The organism is Candidatus Blochmannia vicinus, assembly GCA_030020825.1.
In the GTDB taxonomy this organism is placed as follows: Bacteria; Pseudomonadota; Gammaproteobacteria; order Enterobacterales; family Enterobacteriaceae; genus Blochmanniella; species Blochmanniella vicinus_A.
The window spans coordinates 541,962-561,503 of the sequence record CP125213.1 but is presented as its reverse complement, the minus strand read 5'-3'; the positions used below and the strand labels follow the sequence as shown (position 1 = coordinate 561,503).

The 19,542-nt window shown below is 26.7% G+C and carries 16 protein-coding genes; 3 read left to right on the top strand and 13 right to left on the bottom strand.

What is annotated here, in order from left to right; all coding sequences use genetic code 11:
• Window positions 1-187 precede the first annotated feature (187 nt).
• From rpsG to aroK, 7 genes are all read right to left on the bottom strand, one after another.
• The gene (rpsG, locus tag QMA81_02415) at window positions 188-658 is read right to left on the bottom strand and encodes a 30S ribosomal protein S7 (protein WHL25139.1); all 471 of its coding nucleotides are present in this window, start codon (window positions 656-658) and stop codon (window positions 188-190) included.
• A 157-nt stretch (window positions 659-815) separates the two neighbouring features.
• Entirely contained in the window at window positions 816-1,187 is a 372-nt protein-coding gene (gene rpsL, locus QMA81_02410) for a 30S ribosomal protein S12 (GenBank protein WHL25138.1), read from the bottom strand.
• Window positions 1,188-2,271: 1,084 nt separating this feature from the next.
• Window positions 2,272-2,874, bottom strand: coding sequence for an aminodeoxychorismate/anthranilate synthase component II (locus QMA81_02405; GenBank protein ID WHL25137.1), 603 nt, complete (start codon window positions 2,872-2,874; stop codon window positions 2,272-2,274).
• A gap of 180 nt (window positions 2,875-3,054) precedes the next feature.
• Entirely contained in the window at window positions 3,055-4,071 is a 1,017-nt protein-coding gene (gene trpS, locus QMA81_02400) for a tryptophan--tRNA ligase (protein WHL25136.1), read from the bottom strand.
• Between the two features lie 227 nt (window positions 4,072-4,298).
• Window positions 4,299-4,967 (bottom strand): ribulose-phosphate 3-epimerase, encoded by a 669-nt coding sequence (rpe, locus tag QMA81_02395; protein ID WHL25135.1) that lies wholly within the window; start codon window positions 4,965-4,967, stop codon window positions 4,299-4,301.
• A 367-nt stretch (window positions 4,968-5,334) separates the two neighbouring features.
• Entirely contained in the window at window positions 5,335-6,420 is a 1,086-nt protein-coding gene (aroB, locus tag QMA81_02390) for a 3-dehydroquinate synthase (GenBank protein ID WHL25134.1), read from the bottom strand.
• Window positions 6,421-6,472: 52 nt separating this feature from the next.
• On the bottom strand, window positions 6,473-7,039 hold the full coding sequence (aroK, locus tag QMA81_02385; GenBank protein WHL25133.1) for a shikimate kinase AroK: 567 nt from the start codon (window positions 7,037-7,039) through the stop codon (window positions 6,473-6,475).
• 1,360 nt (window positions 7,040-8,399) lie between these two features.
• On the opposite strand from aroK, the gene QMA81_02380 reads away from it, so the two are divergent.
• Window positions 8,400-8,987, top strand: a complete 588-nt coding sequence (locus QMA81_02380) for an NfuA family Fe-S biogenesis protein (protein ID WHL25132.1) — start codon at window positions 8,400-8,402, stop codon at window positions 8,985-8,987.
• Between the two features lie 175 nt (window positions 8,988-9,162).
• On the opposite strand, the gene asd is transcribed toward QMA81_02380, so the two are convergent.
• Window positions 9,163-10,269 carry an aspartate-semialdehyde dehydrogenase gene (gene asd, locus QMA81_02375; protein WHL25131.1) on the bottom strand — a complete coding sequence of 369 codons (1,107 nt, stop codon included), beginning with the start codon at window positions 10,267-10,269 and terminating at the stop codon, window positions 9,163-9,165.
• 242 nt (window positions 10,270-10,511) lie between these two features.
• On the opposite strand from asd, the gene QMA81_02370 reads away from it, so the two are divergent.
• Complete coding sequence (locus tag QMA81_02370) at window positions 10,512-11,105, top strand: YhgN family NAAT transporter (protein ID WHL25130.1); 594 nt, start codon at window positions 10,512-10,514, stop codon at window positions 11,103-11,105.
• Between the two features lie 563 nt (window positions 11,106-11,668).
• Here QMA81_02370 and yigL read toward each other — a convergent pair.
• The 5 genes from yigL to dapF all read right to left on the bottom strand — a co-directional run bounded on the left by yigL (window position 11,669) and on the right by dapF (window position 17,946).
• A complete protein-coding gene (yigL, locus tag QMA81_02365; GenBank protein ID WHL25129.1) occupies window positions 11,669-12,496 on the bottom strand; it encodes a sugar/pyridoxal phosphate phosphatase YigL in 828 nt (275 codons plus the stop codon).
• 263 nt (window positions 12,497-12,759) lie between these two features.
• On the bottom strand, window positions 12,760-13,704 hold the full coding sequence (corA, locus tag QMA81_02360; protein WHL25128.1) for a magnesium/cobalt transporter CorA: 945 nt from the start codon (window positions 13,702-13,704) through the stop codon (window positions 12,760-12,762).
• 486 nt (window positions 13,705-14,190) lie between these two features.
• Entirely contained in the window at window positions 14,191-16,140 is a 1,950-nt protein-coding gene (locus QMA81_02355) for a 3'-5' exonuclease (protein ID WHL25127.1), read from the bottom strand.
• A 64-nt stretch (window positions 16,141-16,204) separates the two neighbouring features.
• Window positions 16,205-16,930, bottom strand: a complete 726-nt coding sequence (gene yigB / locus QMA81_02350; protein ID WHL25126.1) for a 5-amino-6-(5-phospho-D-ribitylamino)uracil phosphatase YigB — start codon at window positions 16,928-16,930, stop codon at window positions 16,205-16,207.
• Window positions 16,931-17,121: 191 nt separating this feature from the next.
• Window positions 17,122-17,946, bottom strand: coding sequence for a diaminopimelate epimerase (gene dapF, locus QMA81_02345; protein WHL25125.1), 825 nt, complete (start codon window positions 17,944-17,946; stop codon window positions 17,122-17,124).
• A 687-nt stretch (window positions 17,947-18,633) separates the two neighbouring features.
• Between dapF and hemC the strand changes: the two genes are divergently transcribed.
• Window positions 18,634-19,536 carry a hydroxymethylbilane synthase gene (gene hemC, locus QMA81_02340; GenBank protein WHL25124.1) on the top strand — a complete coding sequence of 301 codons (903 nt, stop codon included), beginning with the start codon at window positions 18,634-18,636 and terminating at the stop codon, window positions 19,534-19,536.
• Window positions 19,537-19,542 lie beyond the last annotated feature (6 nt).

Below are 19,542 nucleotides of genomic sequence, written 5' to 3'. Positions count from 1 at the left end.
AATATCCTCAATAATATATTTGTTGTTATTTTAACAATAATGTCTATTATATATCTAAAAATACTGTTTCTAAGTGATCTTAAGTATATTTAAAGATAAATAAGACTTAATAGTTGAATAATTGTTAAGAGTTTTTAAAAGTTAAATGATACCATATTTTATGTATGTTGGTATGATTGAGATGTAATTACCAACGATAATGAGCAAAAGCTTTATTAGATTCTGCGATACGATGTATTTCTTCACGTTTTTTAACAGCATGTCCTTTGCCTTCTATGGCATCCAAGAATTCATTTGCTAAACGTAACTCCATAGATTGATCATTTCTTTTACGAGCAGCTTCAATAATCCATCTCATTGCTAGAGTATTTCTACGGATAAGACGTACTTCTACTGGCACTTGATAGGTAGAACCTCCAACACGTCTAGATTTTACTTCTACAATTGGACGTACATTATTTATAGCTTCTTCGAATGTTTCTAGACAATCTTTACTAGATCGTTTGAATAGAATATCTAACGCAGAATATACTATTGTTTCTGCAATAGATTTTTTACCGTTTAACATCAACAGATTAATAAATTTTGCTAATAGGTTGGATCCAAATTTTGGATCTGGGAGAATATTTCGTTTTATAATAATGCGACGGCGTGGCATAAATTATAATTCCTCTTTAATTCATTGATATTATATTTAAATATAAAAATTAATTGTAATAGTATTATAATTACGGGTAACTAATTGTACCTTATGTTTGAACTTTCACTTAAATCAAAAAATAAAAAAGAGAATCATTATATCTTTTGGTATATTATTATTTTGGTTTTTTTGTTCCATATTTTGAACGACCTTGCTTACGGGTGTTAACTCCTGCGCAATCAAGAGCACCACGGATGACATGATATCGGACACCTGGTAAATCTTTGACACGCCCACCTCGAATTAAAATTGAAGCATGTTCCTGTAAATTATGACCTTCTCCTCCAATATAAGAAGTTACTTCTAATCCATTAGTTAATCGAACACGGCATACTTTTCGTAATGCAGAATTTGGTTTTTTTGGGGTAGTAGTGTATACGCGCATACATACCCCTCTTTTTTGCGGACAAGATTCTAATGCTGGCACGTTACTTTTAAAAGTTTTTGCAGTTCGTGCGTTACGAACAAGTTGATTAACTGTTGTCATTATCATAATCTCCAATATTTTTATGATTTAAATTATTTTAAATATATGCAACTTAAATATTATTCAAACGTAAATAACAGTGTAGGAAGTGTTATTTTAAAGGTACTCAGCCAGGTGGTATCATATCACATCTGCTATGATTATTCACTTAGTTTAATATCTGAATATAGAATTATTCAAATATTAAACTATATAATAACACATTTATTTTTAAATTTAACTGTTGAGAGATTAACGTATAATGATTTTTATTGGTTGCAATAAGTGGAATAGAAAATGTTAATATCCATAGAAAATAATAAAGTTGTTTAATTACATAGAATAGAACAGTATCATATTTTATTTCAACATTATTTTATTTTTAAAACTAACTATTTTTATCTAAGATAAAAGATATTGAGTTGTTTTATTATTTTTTATCTATAGAGCTATTGTGTTTGTCATATAGTTAGCAATTGGTATATTTAGTAAATTTCAGGTTTATTAATTTTTATCTTATTATATGAAACGGAAAGTAAGGCAATTTATATTTAATATACAGGCACATATATAATTTGAAGTGCACTACTTATTGCATAAACTTCATCTTCTCGGTAGGTTAGCAGATAATACCGGTAAGAGCAATAGAAACAATCGAGATAAATAAAATAAATTTGATAAATAACGATTTCATAATTTTTTACCTTTTTAAAGACAGTTTTAATTTTAATATGATGGCAATATATTGCATGTTTATTAATTTTTTTAGTATATTTAATTTATTAAAAATGAATTTTAGTTTATACACTTTAAATTAATATATATAAATTATATTCGTTAAAATATATTATGTAGTGTCTTAGTATTAGGGTTATCTTGATCATTTTATATAAATGTAATTTTTTTAAAAATTTCTAATATATAATTACATATAAAATTGCATACTGATTTGTAATGATTGGTAATTAATTGTTTTATGCAGATTAACTGAGAAAGAAAATAAATCATCTAATTATATTAGAAATATAATAGTTTGTATTTATTTTAAGAAATAAAAACGATCGCTTTTAAGTTCTAGTTTTTAATAAATTTACTTAATTTTTATTTAATACTTCATGAAGTTAGCTAGAATACGATGTCCTTGTTCACTTAGTATACTTTCTGGATGAAACTGAACCCCTTCTATAGCTAATCTACGATGGCGTATTCCCATAATTTCACTATATTGATTATGATGATGATTGGTGTTGTATGTGTTATTACTCCATGCGGTTATTTCTAAGCAATTTGGAATAGTGTTTGAATCAATTACTAATGAATGATACCGTACTACATTTAAAGGTTGTGTTACTTTAGTAAATATCCCACTTTCGTTATGATGAATTAAAGAAGTTTTACCATGCATTATTTTTTGTGCATATTTTAACTTAGCTCCAAAAAATTGGGCTATAGCTTGATGACCAAGACATACTCCAAGAATGGGCAATCTATTATGAAAATAATATATTGCCTCTAAAGAAATACCAGCATCATTTGGAGTACCAGGCCCAGGAGAAATTACTAAACGTTCGGGGGATAGCTGTTCAATATCCATGATACTTAAAGTATCGTGTCTTCTAACGTCTACTATACCACCCATTTCTTGAAAATATTGATAAAGATTCCAAGTGAAGGAATCGTAATTATCAATAATAAGAATTTTATTCATTATTAATTTATCATGATGTTTAATTTGGAATTAATTATACATAATAATTTTTTATTATGTTTATATTTTATAATTAATGTGATATTAGTATTATTGTGCGTTTTTAATTATAAATCTAAATAAAAACTTTTATTATAAAAATAATGATTCTAATAAATAGCAGGATGAATTATTTAATAATTAATATTGAGTAAACCCCATTGCTTTGTGTACTTTTTTTAAGATAATATTTGCCTGTTTTTGAGCTTTTTTTGCTCCCATATATAGTATATAACGTAATTTATCTTCATTAGTACGTTCAGTGTAATAACGATTTTGCAGTTTTATCAACATCGATGATATTGATTGAATAATTTTATTTTTTAAATCAAAATATGTTTTCTTTTTAAATAATTCTTCTAAATACTTTATTGGTTGTTCATTTATTCCAGAAAGAATCTCTAGTAAATTAGAAATACCAGGTTTGTTAATGGGATCATATTTAATTACCGGAGGGTTATCAGTATCAGTAACAGCACGTTTAATTTTTTTTGATACTGTATTAATATCGTCTAAAAGAGTAATAATATTATTAGCATTATAATCTGATTTAGACATTTTTTTATTTGGTTCTAATAAAGACATGATACGAGAACCATATGTAGGAATAAATATTTCCGGAATTACAAAAATTGTACCGTATTTATAATTAAAACGTTTAGCGATATTACGTGTTAATTCTAAATGTTGTTTTTGATCTGATCCTACTGGAACTAAATTGGTTTGATACAATAGAATGTCTGATGCCATTAGTACTGGATAGTTAAATAATCCGATATTAATATTTTCTTTTTGTTGTGCTAATTTTTCTTTGAATTGATTCATACGATTTAGTTCTCCAAAATATGTATAACAATTCAATAACCAGTTTAATTGACTATGTTCTGGAACATGGGACTGAATAAATATAGTACTATTATTCGGATCAATACCACATGCTAAATATAAAGCTAGTGTATCTAACGAGGCCTTATTTAACTGATGTAAATTATTGAAGTTTGTAGCTGCATGTAAATCTACTATGCAAAATATGCATTGATAATCATGCTGCATTTTGACCCATTGACGTATCGCACCGATATAGTTTCCAATAGTAAGTTGACCTGATGGTTGAGCCCCACTAAATACAATTGGTTTATTTATATGATTATTTTTCATAGTTTTTAAAATGAAATAAATAATATGTTATTATATTAATCCTAATATATAGGATATATTAGGATTAATATAAGTTTGCAATCATATGAAAGGTATGATCTTAAAATAAGATTGTTTTATTAACATCATAGTATTAAATAATGTTAACCTTAAATAGAGTAACCATTTAATAAATATGATATCTATTTTTATTTTTTGTGTAATAAATAATATAATTAGTGTTGTTATTATTGATTCGATAGAATAGAGCGAACATTATTTATAGTTTCATAGTAATTTGGAGATCTAAAGATAGCTGATCCCATAATGAATGTGTTTGCGCCAGCTTCTAAAATAGAACGTATATTTTTTATATTAATTCCCCCATCTACTGCTAAATCAATATTATGGTTGGCATTGTCTATTAATTTGCGTGTTTGACTTATTTTTTTTAAAACCGTAGGAATAAATGATTGTCCACTAAATCCAGGGTTTACTGACATTAATATAATCATATCAATTTTATGCATTACATATTCTAAACAATTGAGGGTAGTGCTAGGGTTAAAAACTAATCCTACTTTGCACCCATGTTCTTTAATTAATTGTAATGATCGGTCCATATGTTTTGTTGTTTCTGGATGAAAACTGATATATGTTGCTCCAACAGAAGCAAAATCGGATATTAATTGATCTATTGGATTTGCCATTAGATGGACGTCAATAGGGATATTGATTCCATAACTACGTAATGATTGTAATACCATGGATCCTATGCTTAAATTAGGAACATAATGATTATCCATAACATCAAAATGTAATAGATCTGCACCAGCGGACACGACCTTAGTTACATCTTCTCCTAATTTAGCAAAATTGGCTGATAAAATCGATGGAGCTATTAAGAAGCGTTTCATTGAAATTTCCAATTAAAAATTGTAATGCTACAAATCTCAATTAATTTAAATAAAGAAATTTATATATTTATTAATTTTATTTTAAATAAACTAAATAATAATCCATTTCTGATTGAAGTGATATTATTATTTTTATGCCAACAGTTTCTTTACATATATTTATGTACTGTGTAAAGAAAAATAAAAATTTTGTTTTAATAGGATTGGATATATTATTTAATTTATAGTGTTAGATTGGTTTAGTTGTAGTGTTAACATTAGATGTATATTATAATTCGTATTTATGATAATTGGAAATAATTTAATAAAAACAGTAAAATATATGGTTTTTATTTATTATATGTTTTACTGTTTTTCAGGTGTAGTTTTATCTATAAGTGTCTTCGATAGATAGAGATACTAATTCATGTTTTACATTAAAAATAGTTTTTACACGCCCGATGGAGACAGGTAGAACTAAATTAAGTTGTCCTGATATTGATTTTTTGTCGCGTGTCATATATTCCAGGTAATTTATTGGTGTCATTTCTTTTGGACCGTGTATAGGTAATCCAGCGCGAATTAATAGTTGTTTTATACGTGCTGCGGCGTTGTAACTAAGTTGTCTTAAACGTATAGCAGTATTTGTTGCTATCATAATACCTGCAGCCACAGCTTCACCATGGGACCATTGTGTATAATTTAAATATGATTCAATGGCGTGACCGTAAGTATGTCCAAGATTAAGTGAACCTCTAATACCTTGATCGTATTCATCAATTGAAACTATGGATGCTTTTAATTCACAACAACGACGAATACAATACATTAGAGATGATACATTTAAAGTTAATAAATCGTCTAAATTAGATTCCAACCAATTAAAAAAATCAGAATCAAGAGCAACAGCATATTTAATTATTTCAGCTAATCCAGAAGAAAACTCCTTTACAGTTAATGTGTTTAAGACATCTAAATTGATAATAACAGCATCAGGTTGGTGAAAGGCCCCAATCATATTTTTCCCAAGCACATGGTTGACTCCAGTTTTACCGCCAATAGATGCGTCTACTTGTGCAAGCAACGTTGTTGGGATTTGAATAAAACGTATTCCACGTTGATATGTAGCAGCAGCAAATCCAGTGATATCTCCAATAACACCACCACCAAGTGCGATAAGTATTGTATTACGATCATAATTTTGTGTTAATAATTTAGTGAATATTTTATTCAATGTTATTAAAGTTTTATTCTGTTCCCCATCCGGTAAAATTAGTTGATCAGTGACAATACCTGCATGAGTTAGTAAATCACATAGTATATTTAAGTAAATTGGTGCTACTCGATCATTAGTGATTAGTACTACTTTGTCGCCAGAATTCAGTGACCAAAAGGATGAAAAATGGTTAAATAACTTGTCTGAAATGATAATTGGATAGCTTCGTTTATGTAATTTTATGATAATTTTTTCCATAGTAAAATTATGATAACTTTTAATAATGAATAACTAATATATGATTTAAGTGCTACATAGTACTCTGGTTACGAAAAATAATAATTTTATTAACGACGATTCTAATATTTTGTTCATCAGTGGATATTCTTATGTCTGCAACTTCTTCGTATAGTGGATTTCGTTCTTTAGCTAAAATTTCTAATGACTCGCGAATATTTCCTGATGTTGATGATGATCTTAGTAATGGGCGTCCTTTATCATGTTGTGTTCGAATTAATTGTTTTTCAATAGTTGTTGCTAAGTATACTACTAACCCACGAGTAGAAAGATTATTTCGTGTCATGCTAGATTTAATAGAGCCACCTCCAGTAGCTAATATAATTCCCTGTTTTTTTGTTAGTTCATTAATAATCTTTTCTTCACGATCACGAAATCTAACTTCTCCCTCCACATCAAAAACCCAACTAATATTTGCACCAGTACGAGTTTCGATTTCTTGATCAGAATCAAAGAATTCCATATTTAATTTATTTGCTAATTGACGGCCAATGGTACTTTTCCCAGCTCCCATAGGTCCAATTAAAAAAATATTATGTTTTTTTAATATATTGTTACTATATGAAAATAACTTCTTCATCGTATATATTTCATCGCTTTGTATGAAGATCTAATTGATCTAGAAGTACACAATATAAAATACGCAGTACTTTATATTGTGTTTTATAAAAATAAGTTTGATATATAATAATGTACCTAATATAATAATGTTATTAATTGTTTAATATAATAACACGCTATCATTGTAATACAAATCTTTATTCGGATACAATTTAGAAACTTATTTCTTATTATAGTAAGATGATAAAGATTAATGATCAATATATGGATGTATATCAAATATAAATATATTTATTGAGTGTAGTTGCATGTCGACAGTGCTTACATATTAAAAAATAAATGCCATTTATGTTTGTTTTTATGAATATATATATAATATTATGTTAATTTCGTATAAAGATGACTTTTATTCAAATTAGTAATTATTATATGTGATATATTAATATTCTATTTGATTTTATAAAAATATGAAAATTAATATTCATTATTAGTTTTCGTTTTTACAGCTGTAAGCTAAAGGCGTATGTATTTGTTTAATTAAATATATAAAAAATTATTTATATGTTATATATTTTGCGCTGATTTAGTGTATTTAGCATCTTAAAATATATCGTTCTAGTAATTATAGATAATTTTTAAACATTGCAAGTAAAGTATTCTTACTTGCAGTAAGAATACTTTACTTGAGAAGAATGAGATAAGATGTCGCCAAATCTTTAATCGTTAAAATTTAACATTTAAATATATTTTTTAATTTTTATTGATTATTGTATTGAGATACAAATTAATATTTATTTGGAATTAATTGAGTTTGTTTAAAAAGACATTTATAATATGGTGGTATCTGTATAGTATTTTATATTAGTAAAAATTGTTGTTTATAGCCAAAGAATGAATATTATAAATTTTGTATTAATAAACTTAATGATATATAAATATTTTAACTGTTATTGTTTATTTTTTAGGTTAATTAGTAATTGGATAGTGAAAAAATATAATTATATTTTATTTTGTGTTGTCTGTTTTAGTGGATAGTAAATTATTTTGAATATCAAACATATAAATATATATTTAATTATTTAAAATTTATATATATATATTGATTGTCTTTAGATTATGCGATGTTTTTGAGTAAATTTATTGGAATAATCTAAAAAAATTTATTTATATAGTTTAAAATTTTTAATTGTATTAAATATATAGGGTATATTCATTGTATATTATGCAGATAAATATTGTCTAATTATCAATTATAAAAACAACAATATATATTGAAAATATATGTGAATACATATACACTTGATCTAAGTGATTTAGTATAAAAAATAAAGATTTTAGTATTGTTTGTACCATTTAGTAATTTCGGTGTATATCATAAAATGATTAATGTAACTTCTGGCGCACAAGAGCATTTTATTAAAATTTTAGCGAACAAAAAACCTGGTACTCAGATACGAGTATCTGTGGTTGATCCAGGAACTGTGCACGCAGAATGTGCTATTTGTTTTTGTTCACCAGAAGAATTTAAATCCAGTGATGTTATCATTGAATTTGAATTATTTTCTATACATGTAGATCGGTTGTATATTTCTTTCCTTAAAGATGCACGAATTGACATTATAGTTAATGAATTAGGTCATCAGCTTACTATTAAGGCTCCTAACGTTACTAAAAAATATAATACAGAAGAAAGTATGAATAGTGATTCATTAGAAGATAAAGTAAGAAATGTATTACAATTTAGGATTAATCCGCAGTTAGAAATGCATGGTGGTAGCGTATCTTTAGTACATATTACTAAGGATCTATTAGCTGTTATTAAATTTTATGGTGGATGTAATGGATGCGCAATGGCTAGTTATACTATAAAGGAAGGAATAGAAACCACTCTAAAAAACCTATTTCCAGAATTAAAAGGAGTGATAGATATTACTCAACATAAACATGACGTACATTCTTATTATTAAACATAAACATTTTATCGTTTAATTTAAAAAGATTTAACCACCACAGTAGTTGTGATATTGGAAATGTATCATTTTAGTCCATTTAGGAATTTTTTAATACCTGTAGTATGTTTTTACATTCATCTTTGACATTGTCTGTTCTAATTATATAATAGCACGATTTTTGAAAGAAAACTTATAGTAGTTGACGTAACATTCTTCTTAATGGTTCAGCCGCTCCCCAAAGCAATTGATCACCCACGCTGAAAGCTGAAATATGTTTGTTGCTTGCATTTAATTTTCGTAATCGACCAATTGGTATTTTGAGCGTTCCAGATACCATGATAGGAGTTAAATTTTCTAGTGATTGTTTCATATCATTTGGAATAACTTCTACCCATTCATTATGGGATTGAATTAGTTCTTCTATTTCTGTAAGGCGTATATTTTTCTTAAGTTTTAAGACAAATGATTGACTATGACAACGTAATGATCCAACACGTACACATAAACTGTCCACTGTTATAGTTTCAGAAGTATTGAGAATTTTATTAGTTTCTGCTTGACCTTTCCATTCTTCTTGAGTTTGACCGGCGCACATATAATCACCAATCCATGGAATAACGTTTCCTACTAAAGGAACTTTAAAACAATCTACTAATAAAGAATCAGTTTTGCTAAATTTAGTAATTGTATGTTCAATATCTATAATCGTATTAGTAGAAGATGTTAGTAAATCAGTTACTGTATTATATACTTGACCCATTTGTATTAATAGTTCACGCATGGCGCGTGCTCCGTATCCAGAAGCTGCTTGATAAGTGGATACAAAAACCCATTCGATTAAATTTTGAGAAAATAATCCACCTAAAGACATTAACATTAAACTTACAGTACAATTTCCGCCTATAAATGTTTTAATGCCATTATTTATACTTTGTTCTATGAATAGTTGATTAACAGGATCTAAGATAATAATTGCATCATCATTCATTCTTAACGACGAAGCGCTATCAATCCAATATCCCTTCCATCCAGTTTTTCTTAATTTTTGATAAATAATATTACTATATGCGCTACCCTGACATGTAATGATAATATCTAAGGAGTGAAGAAGCTCTATATTATAAGCATCTTGTAGAAATAGTTCCTGTTTTCCTTGAATGTTTGGAGCATGTTTTCCTATTTGGGACGTAGAAAGGAACGTTGAATGAAAATAGCTAAAATCACGTTCTTCTTGCATACGATTCATTAATACTGAACCTACCATTCCTCTCCAACCAATAAACCCAATATTTTTCATTATTAGTCTCTCAATTATTATTAAGTGCTGTCATCAAAACATATGTATTATGAGTATTGTAAGATATTAAACATTTACTAAGAATATGCTGTATATTATATAAAAAATTATTTATGCATAGTGTGTAGCACGCATACGTCATAACCGATACGGTATGATGACATGTGTATGATAATATTTGTAATTTACTTTATAAAAAGCATGATGTATATAAAATATAAATAACTGTTAGGAAAATAATAATGAATGAAATGATATCAGCCACAGTTTTGTTATTTTTAATTATGGATCCTATTGGAAACTTACCAATTTTTATGTCGATATTAAAAGATTTAGAACCAAAACGGCGTCAAATTATAATAATTCGAGAGATGGTGATCGCTTTATTGTTAATGTTAGGATTTTTATTTGTTGGAGAACATATTTTAATTTTTCTTAATTTGCACACAGAAACAGTTTCTATCTCTGGAGGTATTGTGTTATTTTTAATTGCCATAAAAATGATATTTCCTTCAGAAGAAGGAAATAGTACTGGTGTTTCAGAGGGAGAGGAACCATTTTTAGTTCCACTTGCTATTCCTTTGGTTGCGGGTCCTTCAGTTTTAGCAACGTTATTATTATTGTCCCACCAATATCCTCAGCAAATTGATTTGTTAATTTTGTCATTGATTATTGCCTGGGGGTTATCCATGTTAATTTTGATGTTATCTAACATATTTTCTCGTTTATTAGGAAATAAAGGTATTAGTGCTTTGGAGAGATTAATGGGCTTGTTGTTAGTAATGATTTCTACTCAAATGTTACTTGATGGAATACATAGTTATTTATGTACGTGATCGTTAAAATTATTGTATATATGTACTATATAAGCAGATTGCAATGTTCTTTGTTTTGGCACTGGTTTGATTTTTATAGATTATTTAAAATTGATTGATAATAAACATTTTTAGAAATTAAGTAAGATAAAGGTTTATAAATCTAATTTATTACGGTTATAAAATATTTATTTTGTATACTGTATATGATAAGTTATCTTTTATTAGGGTGAACTATATAAAATAATAGTTGTATGTAAATTTTCGGTTTTACATATTAAATAGATTTTTTAATAAAAAGTGTTATTGTAATGTACAATATACCCGTATTATATAAATAATGGCTGGTCGTTTTATATAAATATTTTTATTAAAATATTTATATAATTTTATTAATTGATTAAATCATAATTATAATTTTAATGTAGGATACTATTTTCAACGAGAGAAAATAGTGAGTATTTATTAATATGGACATAAATAAGATCGTTTGGATTTGATATAAACTTAATAAAACTAGTATTTTTATAATAATATTAAATATGTAAATTTGTAGGTTTTCATAAAATATTTATTAAAAATAACTATTTTATTAGGGAAATGTTAGGTAACTTATCGAAATAAATACGTTTTAAATAGTGGGGAACTGCATCATCTTTGTTACTTCCAATAATTTCTAATAATGGAAGAGTATCCTTTAGTCGCTGTTGTGCATTACTCATTATACATCCTTTTCCTGTCATTGATAACATTTCTTGGTCATTCATGCCATCACCAAATGAAATGCAATCTTTAAGATGATATCCTAATGATTTAACAACTTGAGCTAAAGCATGGCCTTTAGAAACCCCACCTGGCATTACTTCAAGGCATGTCGGAAGTGAAAAGCTAATGTTAACGTGATGATTCCATCGTGTTTTTAATTCTTTTTCTAAAGATAATAACCGTTGATAATTATTACTAGTAAAATATACTTTACAAATCTTATCTAAAGATAGCGTGTTTTTTTTGTAAACATAATAATTAGATTCATATCCGTTAATTAAATAATTTTGATTTGGTATCAATCGATTGATTAACCACTGATCGTTTTGGAAAACATTAGTAATAATTTCAGTATCATAATGTGCTACATTTAGCAAGTCAGAGACAATTGTTGTCTCTAAATTATAAGAGGAAATTAATTTTCCATCAGCATTATGTATTCTAGCTCCGTTAGAAGTAATCATGTAAGAATTAATTTTTAAATTATTACGGATTTCTATGACATTTGTGTGAAGTCGGCCGGTAGCAAAAATAAAATGAATTTTCTGATCAGTTAATAGTTTCAGAATCTTTTTAGCGAAAGGTGTTAATCGGTGATTTGGTGTTAGCAGGGTGCCGTCTAAATCAGACGCAACGATGCGAAACATTTATACCTCTCTTTATTGTTTTATTAAAATTTGTATAATAACAATAATTATACACCAATAATTACAATATGATATCAATAAAAATTCGATATATTATGGATATTATTTTAAATATTGATTTATTATATGAATTTTCAATAACATTATAATTATTTTTAATACAATGTTATATTGTGAAGATGTATTTTAAAAATATTTAAGTTTATTGGATTAGTATTTATTTGTAAAATTCTATAAATAGTATTACTGTAGTTTTTAATTATTTATAACCAATTTTTATATTTAAAATAGATATACGGAGCTAATCCTGCTAAAATCATCAAAATGATGGCGCTAGGGTAACCAAATGACCACTGCAATTCTGGCATAAATTCAAAATTCATTCCATAGCTAGATGCTATTAAAGTTGGAGGTAAAAAAACCACTGAAAAAATTTTTATGATTCTATTTTGCTCGATATTAATAAATCCCATTGCTGATTGGGTTAAAGAACTGATCTGATGAAATACATATTCGTTGTGGGGTAATAATAATGTAATATCGCTTAAAATTTCATTGGCATATTGTTGTTGTGATACGGGCAGTTTTACTTTACGTATCAAAAATTTTATCGCTCTTTCAGAATCTAATAAATTAACACGAATCTTCCAGCCTATGTTTTCTAATGCAGCTAAATCAGAAAGCGCATGTTCATATTCATCAATTTGTTGCCCATTCATAATAACAAAACTCAACGTTTCTAAAGTGGAGTAAATATTCTCTATTTTATTTGCTAGATCTTCAATTTTTACTTCAAATAAATTTAATAATAATTCATAAGCATTTCCATCTATTAACAAATGATTATGCAAATATTGTTGATATGTATAAAATGCTGGAAATTCTTCTTTTCGTGAAGTGAATAGGCATCCATTATATATGGTAAAGGACACAATAGAGTTATTTATTTGTTCTTTTTCATTATATGAGAAGAAAAAAGAACGGATATGTAGCCCATTTTTGTCTTTAAAAAAACGTATAGTTTTGTTGATATCTTTTAGTTTAAAAAAGTTTATTTTTTGGTGAAGCAATATATTTTGTATATAATCGTATTCATCGTTATTTGGATTTATTATATCCACCCAAATAATGTTGTTTAAAAATGATATTTCTTCTTTTTCATTAACACGGAGTAAATGATTATTTTTTAATTGAAATATGTTAAACATATATCATTTTTTCCTTAACGGATACAAAACAAGAATACATTAGATCATAATAATTAAAATTAGATAATAAATAGTTATTTCCCTCTATATAATTTTTTGTAATTACATATTTTATAATAGAATAATTACAAAAACTGTTGTTGGGTATTAATAAGTATCAAATATTTATAATGATTTAAATAATTTGTAGGAACTTATTTATTTGATTATAAATATTATTATTATGATAGTTAATTAAATATTAAGTAAATATTTTTTATTGTGAAAGTATTATAAATCTAATTCACATAGATTAGATGTGTGTATGATTATTTCTAAGTATACAAGACTGCCAATATTTTTAGTTTTTAATGAAAATAAAAATAATATAGGTACATTTGCATTATATAATAATCTAATAGAATTAAGATGTTAACTTTCAGAAAATTTAATACAACAGAAATATAAATTTGTAAAAATAGTAGCACGTATTTTAGATAAGAAATATTAAGATACTTCTAAACAATCTATTGGCAATTCATTAACAAATCTAGACGGTGATTGAATTATTATCTCTTTTCCATAGACATGACGAGTTTCTGAATAACTAATTGTTAATTTATGCATAGCGCGTGTGATGCCAACATAAATTAATCTACGTTCTTCTTCTAATAGTTCTTTATTAGTTAAAGCAATATAATTTGGACATATTCCTTCTTCCAATCCTACAATAAATACTTGAGAAAATTCTAATCCTTTTGAAGCATGTAGCGTCATCAATTGAACTGCATCTGCATATGAATCAGAGAGATTTTCTTCAAATTCTAAAGAAATATATGACAAAAATTGTTGTAACGGAGACACATTTGTTGTTGATTCTGATAGAATATTATATTGTTTACTCATTGTAATCAACTCTTGAATATTATGTATATGTTCATGATATGTTGGTATCGATGTGTTTTTTTCATATATATTCCATAATCCAATTTTTCTAATAATATAATCGATTTGTTCGTGCAAAGGTAATGTGGTTACAATCTGTTTTTTTAATGAATCTATCAATATAATAAATTTGTTTAGAGCAATAGCAGGTTTTCCTTTAATAATCTTTTTGTTTGAAATAAATAAGCTACTTTCCCATAGACTTAAATGATTTAAAGCAGCGTATTTATTTATAATTTCTAAAGTACGCGGCCCAATCCCTCTATTAGGTGTATTAATTATTCGCACATAAGCAATATTATTATTTTGATTAGTAATAAATTTTAAATAAGCTATGATGTCTTTAATTTCTTTACGTTCAAAAAACTTTATTCCTCCATATATTTTATAAGGCACGTTTTTTTTTAATAGAATTTCTTCCAGTAAACGAGATTGAAAATTATTTCGATATAATATAGCGCACTCGTTGAGTAAACCATGTTTTTTTTTCCAATTTATCAGATTGTTTGCCACAAATAAAGCTTCATCTGTTTCATTAAGAGCGCAATACACAGAAATTGCATCTCCTTTATTTTCACGTGTCCACAGATTTTTTTTTAGACGTGTATTATTTTTACAAATAAGAGCGTTAGCAGCTCTTAAAATATTGTTAGTAGAACGATAATTTTGTTCTAGTGTAATAATTCGTACATGTTTAAAATCTTCTAAAAATCTTTGAAAATTTTTTATTTGCGCTCCTCTCCAACCATAAATAGATTGATCATCATCTCCAACAATCATTAAATTATTGTTTTTTCCTGATAATAGGCATAACCAATCATATTGTATTTTATTAGTATCTTGAAATTCATCTACTAAAATATTAATAAATCGTTTTTGATAATAATGCAAAATATTTGGATAATTTAGGCATACCATATATGCGCGTTTTAATAATTCATTAAAATCTACTAATCCAGAACGATGACATATATCATGATACTTTTGATAAAGTTGTATCCATGTCATTTTTATTGAATTATTATCAATATTAGTATTTTGAGTATCTGAAATTTTATTTTTTTCTGTATTAATATAGTGCATAGCCTGCTGCACACTGTATTTGTTTTCATTTAAATTGAGTGAACGTATTAGTTGTTTTAAAAGTCGAATTTGATCATTCTTATCAATAATTTGAAAATCTTTTGGCAAATTTGCATTTATATAATGAGTGCGTAACAAATGATTTGCTAACCCATGAAAAGTACTAATCCATATATTACTTTTGTTTTGAACACCAATTATAGATTGAACACGATTACGCATTATTAAAGCAGATTTATTTGTAAAAGTGACCGCCATTATTGACCATGGTGTATATTTTTTTACTAATTGCAGCCAAGCAATACGATTTACTAATACTCGAGTTTTTCCGCTTCCGGCCCCAGATAATACTAATATATTTTTGTCATTAGAAGTTACTGCTTCTTTTTGTTTATCATTGAGTTGACTAAGAATATTAGAAATATTCATAAAATATTGAAATATATGTTTATAATAATTACTATAAAGTATGTTATTAATATAACTATTAATGTTATAGTAAGTGTGTTAATGATATTAACTTTGAAATTTTCAAATGTGGAAAAAATTTTGTATTTATTGAGTAAAATTGGTCTGCTTTATCTGTATTGTATTGATTTATCCAACAAGCTTGCATTCCAGAGTATATCGCTCCTTTCACATCTGTTTTCCAGTCATCTCCTACATGTAAAATATTTTTACAAGGTAATCCAAAATGTTTTGAAGCTAAATAATACATATCTGTGTATGGTTTAGCGCGCCCATTAATCCCAGCACGTAGTATATATTGGAAATATGGTTGTAGCCCACAGGTAATAGGATTTGCATTGCCATTAGTAATTGCAATTAATGGCCACTTATCGTTTAATGCGGATAATGTGTTATGAGTACTAATAGGTATATCGATCTTATTGCGCCAATATATAATGATTTCCATAGCAAAATCAGCACCTGCTTGTGCCTCATTTTTATTTAATCCTGCCTGAAGCAAAGTTATCTTTAAAGATTTCCAACGCCAATAATTTACGTCATGGTAAATGTTTGGTTCTACAATTTTGAGTATTTTACGTGCTCGGCAATAGTCAGTTTTTTGTATTTTAGATAACGCGGGATGATATTGTTGTAAAAATAATACTGCTTTTTCTTCAGCTTGATTCATAACCGAATAATTACTGTACAATGTATTATCTAAATCTAAAGTTATAGCATGAATAGGGCGTAACATACGATAAAAATGCATAAATTATACCTTTAATATAAATTACAGTATTGATTGATGAAGTATTTATATTTTTATCAATTAATAAGTATATATATTTAAAATAAAATGTTAAGTAAAATTTAAGTACTAAAAATTTTTGTATATCTTAGATAAATGAAATTTTTAAAATATTTTTTAAAAACAATATTATGCTATATAGCATTCTGAATTTATAAATTGATATAACCATCATATACGTATGATGTTGCTCCAGTCATATATAATGGATTTCCTATGCCTTTCCAATTTATAGACAAAGTACCTCCAGGTAATATTACTTCTACTGTTTCATATAACAATTCTTGCTGAATACCTATAGCTACAGCTGCACAGGCGGCAGTTCCACAGGCTTGAGTTTCTCCTACACCTCGCTCATACACTCGTAATCGGATGTTATTACGATCAATAATCTGCATGAAACTTACATTGGCTTGTTCTGGAAAGCAATGATGATTTTTTAATGTTGATCCTAATGAGTTAACTTGGGCAGTTTCTATTTTTTCAACTAAAATGACACAATGAGGATTACCCATAGATACTATACCACATAATATTGTTTCTGTAGGTAAAAATAAAATATAAGTTTTTTGATATTGTGCGGCATAAAATGGGATAAGTTTTGGATCAAATATCGGCGAACCCATATTGACAGATATACGATTGTCATCCATTATAGATAGAACTACATGATGAGTACGAGTGCTGATATGAATATTTCGTTTTTTAGTTAATTTTTTTAAGTAAACAAATTGCGCAAAACAACGAATACCATTTCCGCATTGATTGACTTCTGTTCCATCTGCATTATAAATTCTGCAATGAAAGTCTATTTTTGGATCATAAGGGGGTTCTACTATTAGCAACTGGTCAAATCCAATTCCACAATATCGATTCGATAGATATTTTATGCTTTTAGAAGTAAGATGTATATTTTGTGTTATAGCATCTACAATGACAAAATCATTACCTAATCCATGCATTTTTGAAAATCTCATACTTACCTCATATAATATCAACAAATAAAGATTGATATATATCGCTAATTTTATAAATTAATTTAATTCTCATTTAATGAAACTTAAAATAACATGATTGTATCTTAATAATTAATAAAAATATACGTTTATTAAAAATGTTAAAATTAATTTATAAAAATATAATGGTTATTTAAAATAGAGCGTCTTTTTAAGTTTGTAAAATAAGATTTAATAATATTTTAAGTAATTTAAAAATAGAATTAATTTTTAAATTAATGGCAATAGTAGCGTCATATTTATATTAATAATTAATATGTTTAGAAATTTTAAATATTATTTTAATTCTTAATTAATAATTAAGGTATTACAATACAAGTAAGTAAATTAGTTTTGTACTAAATAATATTTAATAATGTCATGATATGCTTTTTACGATAAATATTGATAAAAAGAGATATGAATATAAAATTTTGAATGTAAATGTAGTAATATTAAAATATTTCAGATAGTAATATGAAGAAAGAATCTGTTTTATATAATTAATTATATTTAATACTTTTAATTAATCTATATTAAAATGTTAAAGTTACATAGAATTAAAATTTAAGGTCAGTATGTTATTTTTTCTATTTAATTTTTAAAATAATTGCAAATATATTAATTAATTAAAGCATTATATGTTTCATTTTTAGCATAATTATAATGATGAATACTAGAATTTTAAGAATTGCTACTCGAAAAAGTCGACTGGCTATTTGTCAATCTCAATATGTTTGTGATGCATTAAAGCGTTATCATCCAACTATACAAATAAAGTTAATACCTATTGTAACAACAGGAGATAAATTCTTAAATTCTGTTCCAAAAAATAAAATTAAAAAAGGTGCATTTATTAAAGAATTAGAATGTGCATTGGTAGATTTTCGTGCTGATATTGCTGTTCATTCTATGAAAGATATTACAGTACCTTTACCAGATGAGTTAATGCTTCCAATTCTATGTGAACGAAATGATCCTCGTGATGCTTTTGTTAGTTTAAAATACTCTAATATAGATACGTTACCTGTTGGTAGTACAATAGGCACATCAAGTTTACGTAGACAATGTCAAATACGTGCTCAACGTCCAGATTTAATAATAAATAACTTACGAGGTAATATAGATACTAGATTAAAAAAATTACAGAATGATCAATATGATGCAATCATTTTAGCTGTAGCTGGACTGAATCGATTAAAATTAAGTGAATATATTCGTGCTTACATCGATCCATCTGATCTATTACCAGCTATGGGACAGGGTACTATAGCTATAGAATGTCGTTTGGGTGATACCGATATTTTATCGTTGTTATCGCCTTTATATCATCGGGAAACTTCATTACGTATTAAGGCAGAACGTGCCGTTACTACTTATTTAGAAAGTTATTGTCAATTACCAATTGCTAGTTATGCTGAAATTGAAGAAGATAAAATATGGTTGCGTGCACTTATTGGATTGCCTGATGGCAGTAAAATTATTCGTACTGAAGGACGAGCACCTTTAGATCAAGCAGAAAAACTGGGATATGTTCTTGCTAAAGATTTATTGATCCAATTTACAAAGTAACAAACA